The sequence below is a fragment of the Bacillus cabrialesii genome (assembly GCF_004124315.2).
Lineage (GTDB): Bacteria > Bacillota > Bacilli > Bacillales > Bacillaceae > Bacillus > Bacillus cabrialesii.
This window is the reverse complement of sequence record NZ_CP096889.1, coordinates 3,512,649-3,525,275: the sequence shown is the minus strand read 5'-3', so window position 1 is coordinate 3,525,275 and position 12,627 is coordinate 3,512,649. Positions and strand designations below refer to the sequence as shown.

Here is a 12,627-nt window from a genome sequence, read left to right as displayed (position 1 = left end):
CAAATGAATAGGCTTTATCGCTCAGAAAAAAACAAGAAAATTGCAGGTGTCGTCGGAGGTCTCGCGGAATATTTCAATTGGGACGCATCGCTCCTCAGAGTCATAACTGTCATCTTAGCTGTTATGACAAGTGTTTTCCCTGTTTTGCTCATTTATATCATTTGGATTTTTATCGTCCCGTCAGAAAGGGATATGAAATGACATGGTAAAATGGGCAGTCAGCATTTTGGTAAATGCATTGTTATTAATCGTTATTGATGGATATATTGACTCCATCCATATCAGCAGCATCGGGGCAGCGATTATCGCCAGCCTCATTTTATCAATCTTAAACGTGTTGATTAAACCGCTTTTAATTATCTTTACACTGCCAGTCACGATGGTCACGCTTGGTCTCTTCTTGTTTGTGATTAACGCCATCACGCTGATGATGACCGCGTCCATTATGGGTGACAGTTTTCAAATTGACGGCTTTGGCACAGCGATATGGGCATCTGTCATCCTGTCTGTGTTCCATTTGCTGATTCAAAAAGGCATTTTAGAGCCGCTCCGAAAGAAATAAAAAAAGCTGCCACACAAGGCAGCTTTTTTACATGTGGTGCTTTTTTTGTTTCATGCGCTTCTGCGGCGGATACATTTGCGGCAGAAGGCAAAAGCTCAATGCGGCAAAGACTAAACCTAAGAGGCCAAAGGACATGGCAGACGGCATCAGGGTGAGCAGATAGGCAGATATCATCGGGCCTGCCGCCATGCCTGTATATCTGATAAAGTTAAACATTCCGATGGCGCTCCCTCTGTTGTGTTCAAATTCATGGGTGATCATTGTGGAATACAAGGGAGGAATGGCCCCCATTGAGATGCCAAACAGTGCAAGTGTGATTGCCATGAGAATGAGAGAAACGGAATGTGTAACGGCGAATAACACGATACTGCATGCCGCGACAGCGTTGCTGCCGATAAACAAGGTGTTCAGCGCGATTTTCGCCTGTATTTTTTTAAACAGAAACGTACCGGCAATCGTGCTTAAAGCCAGGGGCAAATATAACAGTCCTGCTATGCTTACATCGATCTGATAGTGTTCAGTAAGCAATAACGGAAGGTAGACGATCACCGCAAAATAAATGAAAAAGAGGAAAAAACTTAAGGTTAAAATGACGTTTCCAGTTCGATTTGTGAATATTGATTTGTAATGAGTAAACACATTGTCTTTGGCTTGCTGCTTAGATGGAGCGGGTGAATCCTTAGGAAAGTACATGCTGTTTATCACCAGCATGACGACAGAGATGGCTGTAAGCATCCAAAAGATCCCCTCGTACCCGGCTGCTCCGCCTATGAATCCCCCGAGGACAGGGGCGATAGCCGGCGCGGCGGAAAGAAGCATTTGATATGTTCCCATCGCACTCCCGCGTTCATTGCCTGTAAAAAGCTGTCCGATTGTTGTGGCTGCGATAAGAGGCAGTGCGGCGGAACCGGCTGCCTGTATCATTCTGAATATCAGAAACAGCGTAAAATCAGCAGTCACCGCACAGCCGATGCTGGCGGCTGCTGTTGCCAGAATTCCGGAAATCATGACAAAACGCGCGCCTTTAAAATCGACGATAGTCCCTAGTATTATTTGCATAATCGCTGTCACAATCATAAAAACTGAGATTGACAGGTTTACCATTGCTGCGGACACATGGAACGATTCTTTAATAATCGGGATAATAGGTGAATAAACGTTTTGGCTTAAAGATGCAAAAAATGCGCTGAAGCAAACAATGTATAAGATGAATACCGCCTTTGATTTTGTGTGAGCCATAAAGTGTACACCGCCTTTTTGTTTACTTTACAGGTTGGTCCGGAGATCCATCGGTTTGTTCTGCTTCAAGTGCAGACGTCAGCCGCTCTAAAAATGTCAGTACAGCATTTTGCTCATCTTGTGAAAATGAATCGAGGAATTGGTAAAAAGCCAGCTCCTTTTTTTTATGCAATTTCTCATGCAAATCGAAAATCCGTCTGCCTTTACGGGTTAATTTGAAATACACTTCTTTTTTGTTATCTGTCAGCTGATAGCTGTTAATGAACTCCTCCTTAATCAGTTTTGTGCTGATTTTTGTTACATTCGCTTTCGATAGGTTCATTTTTCTGGCGATTCCCGCATTGTTAATCGGTTCATGCTGGCCAATACAGTCAATGACGTGAATGCTTGTCATGTTTTTAGGAACATCGGTCATATCCTCTTCTGCGGCTTCTTTAAAAAATTGCTGAAGCGAAGTATTCGCTTTTTGTTCATTAAGGTGCAGCAGTCTCACGTATATGTCGTATATCATCTGTTTTGTCAGATCAGACATTGTCCCAGCCTTCCTTCTTTTTATTATTGTTTACTAGTGAACAATAATAATGTATATGATAATTTGTTTAGTTGTCAAATCGTTTTATTTACAAAAGAAAAATGTTTACCTATGAACAATATAAAAAATAAAAAATAAACTCATAAGCTTCCCTATTCAGACGCAAAATACGTGAAAGGGAGGTGTTTTGATGAGGAAATACACGGTTATCGCTTCGTTGTTCTTGTCTTTTTTTTCAGTTTTATCTGGCGGCCATCATGAACCGAAAGCTTTCCCAGTTATAAAAGAGGAGCCATTCCAAACGCCTCATTACATACCCTTGCTTGAAAACCCTCCTCAAATCGATGTGAAAGCTGAAATGAAAAGCAATCTGGTGATTGAGGCTCAAGTGCGTGACAATGAGTATCAAGCATTTTCTGCCTTTCTGTTTTATAAACAAAGTAATGAACTTGGCTACAAAATGGTGCCGATGGACCCGACACCCGGTGCGATCCACAAGTTTTTGGCGCAAATTCCGAAACGATTGATTTGGAACAGTGAGCTTGAGTATTACATTGTGATTTCGAATGGGAAGCAGCGGGTGGAGTCGGAGACGCAGAAACTGAAGCTTGAGGGATATCAGGCTGATCTTGCCCATATTCCGGAGCTTTTGATCACAGAGTTAGCGGTTGATACGAAGAACACGGGACTAGCAGACGGTTATGAATTTATTGAGATTTATAATACGACTGACAGAACAATTGATTTTAAAGACTATCACATCCGTTACCGCTATCCGAAAGAAGGCCCTGACTCCGATCTGATTTGGAGACCGGAAAAAAAGATTACGATTCCATCCGGTGATACGTTTGTGGTTTGGCTGAAGCCTGCTGGGCATCCAGAATTGACGGCGGAGGATTTCAATCGATATTATCAGACACAACTAACGGAAGGGAAAAATCTCGCGGTACTAGAAGAGACAGAGGGCATGGCCAATACCAAGCCGCGGGCAGTCGTGATATCAACGAATACAGGAAAAGATATTTCAGTTGCGCATTATCGGAAACATACGCTGCGCCGTCTGTCGTCTGTGCTTTACAAGTATCCGCTGGACGGAACCGCAGAACTTCTCAATATTTCTATCGGAGAAAAGAATCCATCCCCCGGGACTGTGTTACAGGCGCAGGTGCCTGAACAGAAACGAAAAATCAAGCTCGATAAAGAAAAGCCGGTCATTGAGGATTTGACTGACCGCAAACCTGTCCGTCCTGCTGAAAGCATTGAGCTGCGGGCTGACATACGGGACCGCAGTCTTGTAAAAACAGCGGCTTTTTACTATCGGACAGATGAAAACAAACCGTTTAAGCGTATTCTTGCTGAGAAAGACCGCAACGACAATCTCTACCACTATATTGTGTATTCGCCTGAGCTGATCGGGAAGGATCAGCTTGAGTATTACGTGGCGGCCGGAGACGGGATCAATGAAGCGAGAACGCCGGTCAAAATGATTGATATTAAACAAACAAGCAAGTCGCACGGTTTGCGGATGAACATTGAAAACAGAGACACGCTGTCGGGAATCCATTTCCTCAAAGCGACGACAGACAGGCGGACTGACCGAATTAAGCTGTGGATTGATGGGAAAAAACAAGTGACAGAGCCCGCTATGGAAAAGGAAGTATTTTTTGCGTTTGATACGAGAAAAACGAATCTTTACTTTAAAAACGCGGTAACGATGGAAGGCAAAGTGTTAAAGGTGTTTGATGATACGACAAATAAATACCGCACGTATTCTGTTCCATTGCCAGAGACACTGCTTCGTAAAGGGAAGCAGCTGCAGCGTATTACGATACGATCAGGTTCAAAGGTGTCTCCTTTTGATACGGCTGAAAACCGTGACGATTTCTTAGTCAAAAACGCCCGATTGGTGTTATCGGATGGAACCGTAATTAGGGATCAAAGGGTTTCTCCTGAGAAGGAACTCTTTATTGGAGATAATCAGCGTTCGAATAAAAGCTGGCAGTATCAATTCAATCTGCCTGACGAACTTTTTACGTCACAGCTATTGGAGTGGGATACATCAAAGCTTTCTGAAGGCGCTCACCATATTCAAGCAAGCGACGGCAAGGAAAATGTCAGCTTGGTAGTGCGGATAGATAATTCAGGGCCGCACATCGAGCCGAATATCACCGAGGGACAAACGTACAAAGGAAACCTCATCCTGCAGGCGGATATGTATGATAAATGGAGCAAAATTGAGGAAGCGGAGGCCTCTTTAGATGGTGAAAGCATTACACTCCCCTATCATACGTCGTCTTCTGAGCTTTTGCCGGGAAAACATTCGCTAAAAGTGACAGCAACGGACCTCGCGGGCAATAAAACAGTTATTGAGAGAACGTTTAAAACAGAACGCGAGCATCCGGAGCAGCCGGAGGTCATAGACAGTGAACCCGACACGCATAGTGCTAGGCTTTCTGTTCGGGTGAAGGACCCGACAAACGACAACATGGATGTCGCTTTTTATAGAGGATTTCAATATACAGCACGAAATCATGTGAAAATATTCAAGCACGCGTCACTGACTGAACCGCCGAAAAGCTTTGTGCCGGAAAGTGAGACTCCGTTTACGAATAAAGAATTGGAGCGGGTATCTGCTGCTGACGGAAAAACAGTATCGACAGAAAAGAAGGAGCTGTTCCCTTATCATCGCTTTGAAGTAACGGTTGATCCGTCAGTTGATGAGAATGACTTGGCGGAAGCGGTCTGGAAGGGAAGTTCTTTGCCGGGGCGAAAGGTGACGATGTATGTTTGGAATTACCGGACAAACGAGTGGCAGCCGGTCGACAGCTTCGTTGCGAAGGATGCCAAATCGTTTACACTGAAGGCGTCTGTGATCGCCTCGGATTTTGTCCGGAATTCGAAGATGAATGTGATTGTACAAGACGAAGTTCCTCCTTCGAAGGATATGTACACGTTTGTCTGGATGTCCGATACACAGTATTACGCCGAAAGCTATCCGCATATTTTCGATAAACAAACCGCATGGATAAAAGATAATCAAAAGCGGCTCAATATCAAATATGTGTTTCACACGGGTGATATTGTAGATGATTCTGCCGATATCAGACAGTGGAAAAACGCTGATCGGTCAATGTCTGTTCTGGATAAAAGCGGGATTGCTTACGGCGTGCTGGCAGGTAACCACGATGTCGGGCATAAGGACGGCTCCTACAGGGCATTTGGCAAATACTTTGGCAGTCATCGTTTTGATAAAAAATTGCATTATGGGGGTTCCTATAAAAATAACCGCGGACATTACGACCTGATTTCAAGCAACGGCAATGATTATATCATGCTGTACATGGGGTGGGGCATTTCCGATGAAGACATCGCGTGGATGAATCAGGTGCTGAAGAAGCACCCTGACCGGATGGCTGTTTTAGCTTTTCATGAGTATTTGCTGGTCAGCGGAAACAGAAGCCCGATCGGTGAGAAAATATTCAAAGAAATCGTGAAGCCGAATCCGAATGTGGTGATGGTGTTGAGCGGGCATTATCATAGTGCCATGAGAAAAACAGATGAGCTGGATGATGATGGTGATGGAAAACCTGATCGACTTGTGCATCAAATGCTGGCCGATTATCAGGGCGGGCCAGAAGGCGGGCAAGGATATTTGCGTCTGCTGCATTTTGACCAGGCGAATGACATGGTGCATGTGTCGACGTACTCTCCGTATGTAAACGATAAAAACTATTATGATACGGATACCTACGGCGACAAGGATGAGTTTTCCCTTTCGCTTGATCTGAAGCCGAGGATCAAAAAAGTGGAAACCGATTATTTTGAATGTAATGTTTATACCAATGAAGAGCTCGGAAAACGGGAGCAAGTGAAGAGCGGGGACACGGCTGAATTCCGCTGGGATCATCTTGAGCCGCACTCTGTTTATTATTGGTACACTATCGTGGAAGACAGCTTTAACGGCAAAACGAAATCACCGATCTGGAAGTTCAAGACGAAAAAAGAGACATATCGTCCGGCGCCAGACCAGTTTGATTTTCGCCATGTCTCCAATCCTTAAAAAGGGTTGGAGATTTTTTTATGAAAGCCGATCCATATAGTGGACAAATGTATAACGGTCGCCTCTGTATACAGACTTTGCATGTTCAAAAGCAGTGCCGTTCTGTAAATATGTTGTTCGTTTGATTAACAGGACAGGCGCCCCCTTTTGAATGCCAAGAATGCGTGCTTCTTCTGAGGTTGCAGCACTTGGTTCAAGCTCTTGTTTTGCACGGGAAATCGGTATGCTGTTGTACCTTTCAATATGCTTGTAAATCGACGATTGAAAATGCGATTCGTTTAATTCACCCGCAAGCTCAAACGGAATATGCGACGATTCAATCGCCATCGGAATATCATTTGCCAGGCGCACCCGAGTGATTTTATGGATAGGGGAGGGGTGCCCGCAGCTTAATATAGCGGCAAGCTCCTCCGTTGAATCAATAAGCTGATAGTCAATGAGTCTGCTGCCCGGTATCATCCCGCGGCTTTTCATATCCTCGGTAAAGCTTGTCAGCCCTTGAAGTGCTTGTTCCATTTTGGGCTTGCTGACAAAGGTGCCCCGACCTTTTAGACGGTAGAGGAAGCCTTCATTGACTAAATTAGAAAGTGCCTGCCGAACCGTCATCCGGCTGATCCCGAATTGCTCGGCATATTCACGCTCGGAGGGAAGAGGCATATCCGGCTTCAGTTCTCCGCTCTTAATTTGGGCTTTTAATTGCTCCATAATCTGATAATAAATCGGAATAGGCGATTGTTTATCGATATTCATAAGTCAGCATGTTCCTTTCAAGGTCTTAATGCCGCGGCTTCACGATCAATTAAAACAGTAACATCGGAATGCAGGTGCAAAGCAGATGCGGGGAAATCTTCACTTATGTCCCCTTCCAACAGCTTTTTCACTGCTTCCGCCTTGCTTTTGCCGGAAATAAGCAGCAGAATGCGTTTGCTTGAGAGAATCGTCTGGATTCCCATTGTGAGCGCTTTTTTCGGCACACTGTCTATTGAAGAAAAATATCTGGCGTTCGCTTGGCGGGTTTGTTCATTTAAAGTCACAACATGTGTTCGCGACTTGAAAGGCGTCCCTGGTTCGTTAAAGCCGATATGTCCGTTCCGGCCGATGCCGAGAAGCTGAATGTCAGCGCCGCCCAGGGATTCGACTGCTTGTTCGTACCGACTGCACTCAGCTTTCAGGTCGTCTGCATTGCCATTCGGGATAAAGTGCCGGCTAGGCTTGCTGTCGATATGCTGAAAAAACCGGTTGTTCATATAGTAGTGATAGCTGTTCGGGTCATCGCTTGAAAGTCCGGCGTATTCATCCAAATTAACCGTTGTGACGTTTTGAAATGAGAGGTTTTCAGTTTGGTGCAGGCGGATGAGCTCGCGATATGTGCCTTCGGGTGTGCCGCCTGTCGCTAAACCGAGAACGGCGTCAGGCTTTTTCTTGATTGTGTCTGCCACTATCCTGGCCGCTTTTTGGCTTAGCTCTTCATATGTTTGACATTCCATTACTTTCATATCTGGTCAGCCTCCTTGGATATAAATGCAATGTTTCCGCGGCAGATGGTGAGCATCACCTCGCAATCACTGTTGACAATCACAAGATCCGCATCTTTTCCCACTGTGACACTGCCTTTTCGGTCAAAGATACCCAGCTGTTTGGCCGCGTTTGCAGAAGTTATATTAGCTATATCCGTCCAAGAGCAATTTGTAAACTCACGCATATGCCGTGCGCCTTCGTTCATTTTAAGGATCGAACCGGCAAGCGTTCCGTCTGAAAGCAGAGCTGTTCTTCCTCTTACCGTCACACTTTGGCCGCCGAACTCATAAACACCGTCTTTCAAGCCTTTTGCCCTCATGGAATCGGTAATTAAAATGAGTTTGCTGCTGCCTTTTGCCAAAAAAGCAAGCTTTGCCGCTAAAGGATGGGAGTGGATGCCGTCGGCAATAAGCTCCGCCATAAACCCATCATGGGCAAGCGCGGTTCCGATCACTCCGGGCTCTCGATGATGAAACGGGCTCATCGCGTTGTAAAGATGGGTCATATGGCTCGCGCCTGCTTTCGCGGCCTCAGACAGTAATGCGTAGTCGGCATCTGTGTGTCCCATCGACGCGATAATCGATTCGTCTTTCAAATGGCGGATCAGTTCAAAATGCTGATCTTCCTCCGGCGCAAGTGTGACAATTTTGATCAGTCCGCCAGCCTCCTGCTGCCACTGTTTAAAAAGCGCAACATCCGAAGGCCTGATCCATTCCTTTGGCTGTGCTCCGGCTCTTTTAGGTGAAACAAAGGGTCCCTCCAAATGAATGCCGAGCAGTTCCGCGCCTAGTAAAGAGGATTCTTCAGCTGCTTTCCATTCTCTTGCATTCACCAAAGCTTGTGAAATATGCCCATGTTCCTGAGTGATGGTTGTTGCTAAAAAGCTCGTCGTGCCTTCTTCGGGAAGTCTTGAGGACATGGTGTCAAGGGCGGAAAAGCTTGCATCCATCGTATCCGCGCCATACCCGCCGTGAATATGAATGTCAATCATGCCGGGCAGCAAAATGGAATCTGCGGGTGCTTGAATCTCTTTTGAATAAGACTCCTTAGGCCGTTCTGTTGAAACTGTGCTGATTTTCCCGCCATTGACTCCGACATAGCCATTTTGGATTACTTCATTTTCTGTCAGGATCGCGATGCCTGTGATAAGAAGACTTTCTGCCATAGGTGATCCGCCTTTCTGGAATATGAATACATTTATTTTACTCCTTTTCAGACTAGTGATCTAGACCAGCTCAGGCGTTTTCCCGTCTTTTATAAAATCTGTTTTAGGTTCAAGCCCGAAAGTGATAAAATGTAAGTATTGTGAGCAAGCTCGGGGCAGCCCGGAACAGGAGGAACTTATCGTGGCAAAGGTTCGCACAAAAGACGTAATGGAACAGTTCAATTTGGAATTAATCAGCGGAGAAGAAGGGGTTAACCGCCCGATTACAATGAGTGACTTATCAAGACCAGGCATTGAAATTGCCGGATATTTTACATATTATCCAAGAGAGCGCGTGCAGCTTCTTGGAAAAACCGAACTTTCTTTCTTTGAACAGCTGCCGGAGGAGGATAAAAAGCAGCGAATGGATTCTCTGTGCACTGATGTAACACCAGCTATTATTCTTTCTAGAGATATGCCTATCCCGCAGGAGCTGATTGACGCTTCTGAGAAAAACGGCGTGCCTGTTCTCAGATCGCCGCTGAAAACGACAAGGCTGTCAAGCCGGTTGACCAACTTCCTTGAGAGCCGTCTGGCGCCTACTACAGCGATTCATGGCGTTCTTGTCGATATTTACGGTGTCGGTGTGCTGATCACGGGAAAAAGCGGCGTCGGAAAAAGTGAAACAGCGCTGGAGCTTGTGAAAAGGGGGCACCGTCTCGTCGCCGATGATTGCGTTGAAATTCGCCAGGAGGATCAGGATACTCTTGTCGGAAACGCTCCGGAATTAATTGAGCATCTTCTTGAAATCAGGGGACTTGGCATTATCAACGTGATGACGCTGTTTGGTGCCGGCGCTGTCAGAAGCAATAAACGAATTACGATTGTCATGAATCTTGAACTCTGGGAGCAGGGCAAGCAATACGACCGTCTCGGACTTGAGGAAGAAACCATGAAAATCATTGATACAGAAATTACAAAACTGACGATTCCCGTCCGTCCAGGCCGAAATCTCGCAGTCATCATCGAGGTGGCAGCGATGAACTTCAGATTGAAGCGGATGGGCCTGAACGCCGCTGAGCAATTTACCAACAAGCTGGCGGACGTTATTGAAGACGGTGAACAAGAAGAATAGGAGTTGGCGTTAAATGAATGAAGCGATAGAACCGCTCAATCCGATAGCTTTTCAGCTGGGGCCGTTGGCAGTCCATTGGTATGGAATCATTATCGGCCTGGGCGCTTTGCTAGGACTTTGGATTGCGATGAGGGAAAGTGAGAAACGGGGGCTGCAGAAAGATACGTTTATTGATCTTGTTCTGTTTGCCATTCCGATTGCGATTATTTGCGCGCGAATTTATTACGTTGCATTTGAATGGGATTATTATGCGGCGCATCCGGGAGAAATCATTAAGATTTGGAAGGGCGGCATTGCCATTCACGGCGGGTTAATCGGCGCCATTTTAACAGGTTATGTGTTTTCAAGAGTGAAAAACCTTTCATTCTGGAAGCTTGCGGATATTGCCGCGCCAAGCATTTTGCTCGGCCAGGCGATCGGCCGCTGGGGAAACTTTATGAATCAGGAAGCGCACGGCGAGGCAGTCAGCAGAGCCTTTTTAGAAAGCCTGCACCTGCCTGAATTTATCATCAATCAAATGTACATCAACGGGCAGTATTATCATCCTACTTTTTTATATGAATCACTATGGAGCTTTGTCGGCGTCATCATTTTGCTGCTCCTCCGCAGAGCGAACTTGCGCAGAGGCGAGATGTTCTTAATCTATATCATTTGGTATTCAATCGGAAGATACTTTATTGAAGGAATGCGGACTGACAGCTTAATGCTGACTGATGCACTCCGCATCGCTCAAGTGATTTCAATCGTATTGATCGTTTTGGCTGTGGCAGCCATCATCTTTAGACGCGTCAAGGGGTACTCGAAGGAGCGATATGCGGAGTAGATAGACGTCAACAAAGGGGGATGAGGGATGAAGAAGATCTTCATGGCCGGTCTTGCGGCGGGTCTTCAAACAACTTGGACACTCGGTAAAGTCATTTTCCCGGTAACACTGTTGGTCACTTTGCTTCAGCATACGCCTGTCATGGATTGGCTTGTACGGCTGATCACACCGGTAATGGGTCTCTTTGGGCTTTCCGGTGAAGCGGCCATTCCGCTTGTGCTGGGAAATATGCTGAATCTGTATGCGGGAATTGCCGGGATTTTGACATTGGATTTATCTGTGAAGGAAGTCTTTATTTTAGCTGTCATGCTTTCATTTTGTCATAACTTAATTATCGAATCGACAGTTGCCGCAAAAGTAGGCATTAGAATTGGCATCATATTGGCAGTGCGCCTCGGTTTGGCCGCTGTGTCAGCAATTGTCATCAACCTTATCTGGCATGGCGGACAGGAAACGGCGCAGTACGGTTTTATCGCCGCAAAGGGCGCGGCGCCTGACGGCTGGCTGGGAATGCTGGCCGAGGCTTTAATGAAAGCCGGACTTGGTGTTTTGCAGCTGGCGGCAATTGTAATACCGCTGATGATCATCATCCAGTATTTAAGAGATTTAGGCTGGCTGCATCGGTTTTCCAGATGGCTGTCTCCGTTCACGCAGCTGCTTGGCATGAACAAAAATACGTCCATGACGATGGTGGCGGGACTGACGATCGGTCTGGCTTACGGGGCGGGTGTTATGATCAAAGCTGTCGAGGATGACGGTGTGAGCAGACGCGATATGACATTGGTATTTATTTTTCTCGTTGCCTGCCATGCGGTTGTTGAAGATACACTTGTCTTTATTCCGCTCGGCATACCGGTTTGGCCTCTTCTTCTGATACGTGTCACCACAGCTGTACTGCTGACAATGGCTATTGCGCACACATGGAAAAAATGGAAACCCACAGCGGTTGGAAAGGAAGCAATATGAGTGACAAACAAGTAACGACGATTCTGTTTGATTTAGACGGAACACTTATCAATACGAATGAATTAATTATCGCGTCCTTTTTGCATACATTGGGGCATTATTACCCGAGCAAATATAAACGGGAAGATGTGCTCGCGTTTATCGGGCCGTCTCTTTTTGACACATTTTCATCGATGGACGCTGATAAATGCGATGACATGATCGCCATGTACAGAGCATACAACCACGACATGCATGACACACTCGTGACTGAATATGAAACGGTGTATGAAACCCTGGATGCATTAAAAAAAGCCGGCTTTAAATTAGGGATTGTGACAACGAAATTAAGAGATACTGTCAATATGGGCCTCAAGCTGACGGGAATTGGCGAATTCTTTGAAACGGTTGTCACCCTCGATGATGTAACAAATGCAAAGCCAGATCCCGAGCCGGTTCTTTTAGCGCTGAAACAGCTTGAAAGCGAGCCTGAGGAAGCCATTATGGTCGGAGATAACTATCATGATGTGCTGGCAGGGAAAAACGCCGGAACAAAAACGGCAGGAGTCGCATGGACGATTAAAGGGCCGGAAACGCTGGCGAAGCATAATCCTGATTATATGCTTGAGAAAATGAGTGATCTATTACAAATCGTTGGAGTGAAGTAAT

At 45.8% G+C, this 12,627-nt stretch carries 12 protein-coding genes; 7 read left to right on the top strand and 5 right to left on the bottom strand.

Annotated features, from left to right (window positions below):
- Positions 1 to 3: 3 nt before the first annotated feature.
- Positions 4 to 201, top strand: a complete 198-nt coding sequence (locus EFK13_RS18020; protein ID WP_064816173.1) for a PspC domain-containing protein — start codon at positions 4 to 6, stop codon at positions 199 to 201.
- A 1-nt stretch (position 202) separates the two neighbouring features.
- Positions 203 to 562, top strand: coding sequence for a phage holin family protein (locus EFK13_RS18015; RefSeq protein ID WP_003228066.1), 360 nt, complete (start codon positions 203 to 205; stop codon positions 560 to 562).
- 27 nt (positions 563 to 589) lie between these two features.
- On the opposite strand, the gene EFK13_RS18010 is transcribed toward EFK13_RS18015, so the two are convergent.
- A complete protein-coding gene (locus EFK13_RS18010) occupies positions 590 to 1,801 on the bottom strand; it encodes an MFS transporter (protein ID WP_129507471.1) in 1,212 nt (403 codons plus the stop codon).
- Positions 1,802 to 1,823: 22 nt separating this feature from the next.
- The gene (locus tag EFK13_RS18005) at positions 1,824 to 2,333 is read right to left on the bottom strand and encodes a MarR family transcriptional regulator (RefSeq protein WP_129507472.1); all 510 of its coding nucleotides are present in this window, start codon (positions 2,331 to 2,333) and stop codon (positions 1,824 to 1,826) included.
- Between the two features lie 190 nt (positions 2,334 to 2,523).
- Between EFK13_RS18005 and EFK13_RS18000 the strand changes: the two genes are divergently transcribed.
- A complete protein-coding gene (locus EFK13_RS18000; protein WP_129507473.1) occupies positions 2,524 to 6,393 on the top strand; it encodes a lamin tail domain-containing metallophosphoesterase family protein in 3,870 nt (1,289 codons plus the stop codon).
- An 18-nt stretch (positions 6,394 to 6,411) separates the two neighbouring features.
- On the opposite strand, the gene nagR is transcribed toward EFK13_RS18000, so the two are convergent.
- From nagR to nagA, 3 genes are read right to left on the bottom strand one after another with little or no spacing between them, the layout of a single operon-like run.
- Entirely contained in the window at positions 6,412 to 7,143 is a 732-nt protein-coding gene (gene nagR, locus EFK13_RS17995) for an N-acetylglucosamine utilization transcriptional regulator NagR (RefSeq protein WP_129507474.1), read from the bottom strand.
- A 17-nt stretch (positions 7,144 to 7,160) separates the two neighbouring features.
- Positions 7,161 to 7,889 carry a glucosamine-6-phosphate deaminase gene (gene nagB, locus EFK13_RS17990; RefSeq protein ID WP_129507475.1) on the bottom strand — a complete coding sequence of 243 codons (729 nt, stop codon included), beginning with the start codon at positions 7,887 to 7,889 and terminating at the stop codon, positions 7,161 to 7,163.
- On the bottom strand, positions 7,886 to 9,076 hold the full coding sequence (gene nagA / locus EFK13_RS17985; RefSeq protein WP_129507476.1) for an N-acetylglucosamine-6-phosphate deacetylase: 1,191 nt from the start codon (positions 9,074 to 9,076) through the stop codon (positions 7,886 to 7,888). Before nagA ends, nagB begins: the two co-directional genes overlap by 4 nt.
- Positions 9,077 to 9,257: 181 nt before the next feature.
- Between nagA and hprK the strand changes: the two genes are divergently transcribed.
- Genes hprK through ppaX form a run of 4 tightly spaced genes read left to right on the top strand, consistent with a single transcriptional unit; the run spans position 9,258 to position 12,626 of the window.
- Positions 9,258 to 10,190: an HPr(Ser) kinase/phosphatase gene (gene hprK / locus EFK13_RS17980; RefSeq protein WP_095431964.1), complete on the top strand. Its 933-nt coding sequence runs from the start codon at positions 9,258 to 9,260 to the stop codon at positions 10,188 to 10,190.
- Positions 10,191 to 10,203: 13 nt separating this feature from the next.
- A complete protein-coding gene (gene lgt, locus EFK13_RS17975; RefSeq protein ID WP_129507477.1) occupies positions 10,204 to 11,013 on the top strand; it encodes a prolipoprotein diacylglyceryl transferase in 810 nt (269 codons plus the stop codon).
- Between the two features lie 27 nt (positions 11,014 to 11,040).
- A complete protein-coding gene (locus tag EFK13_RS17970) occupies positions 11,041 to 11,979 on the top strand; it encodes a nucleoside recognition domain-containing protein (RefSeq protein ID WP_129507478.1) in 939 nt (312 codons plus the stop codon).
- Positions 11,976 to 12,626, top strand: a complete 651-nt coding sequence (gene ppaX, locus EFK13_RS17965) for a pyrophosphatase PpaX (protein WP_129507479.1) — start codon at positions 11,976 to 11,978, stop codon at positions 12,624 to 12,626. Before EFK13_RS17970 ends, ppaX begins: the two co-directional genes overlap by 4 nt.
- Position 12,627 lies beyond the last annotated feature (1 nt).

Excerpts from the sequence above, each read along its gene's own strand:
- EFK13_RS18020 (WP_064816173.1), top strand. The coding sequence starts at position 4 with ATGAATAGGCTTTATCGCTCAGAAAAAAACAAGAAAATTGCAGGTGTC.
- EFK13_RS18015 (WP_003228066.1), top strand. The coding sequence starts at position 203 with ATGGTAAAATGGGCAGTCAGCATTTTGGTAAATGCATTGTTATTAATC.
- EFK13_RS18010 (WP_129507471.1), bottom strand. The coding sequence starts at position 1,801 with ATGGCTCACACAAAATCAAAGGCGGTATTCATCTTATACATTGTTTGC.
- EFK13_RS18005 (WP_129507472.1), bottom strand. The coding sequence starts at position 2,333 with ATGTCTGATCTGACAAAACAGATGATATACGACATATACGTGAGACTG.
- EFK13_RS18000 (WP_129507473.1), top strand. The coding sequence starts at position 2,524 with ATGAGGAAATACACGGTTATCGCTTCGTTGTTCTTGTCTTTTTTTTCA.
- nagR (WP_129507474.1), bottom strand. The coding sequence starts at position 7,143 with ATGAATATCGATAAACAATCGCCTATTCCGATTTATTATCAGATTATG.
- nagB (WP_129507475.1), bottom strand. The coding sequence starts at position 7,889 with ATGAAAGTAATGGAATGTCAAACATATGAAGAGCTAAGCCAAAAAGCG.
- nagA (WP_129507476.1), bottom strand. The coding sequence starts at position 9,076 with ATGGCAGAAAGTCTTCTTATCACAGGCATCGCGATCCTGACAGAAAAT.
- lgt (WP_129507477.1), top strand. The coding sequence starts at position 10,204 with ATGAATGAAGCGATAGAACCGCTCAATCCGATAGCTTTTCAGCTGGGG.
- EFK13_RS17970 (WP_129507478.1), top strand. The coding sequence starts at position 11,041 with ATGAAGAAGATCTTCATGGCCGGTCTTGCGGCGGGTCTTCAAACAACT.
- ppaX (WP_129507479.1), top strand. The coding sequence starts at position 11,976 with ATGAGTGACAAACAAGTAACGACGATTCTGTTTGATTTAGACGGAACA.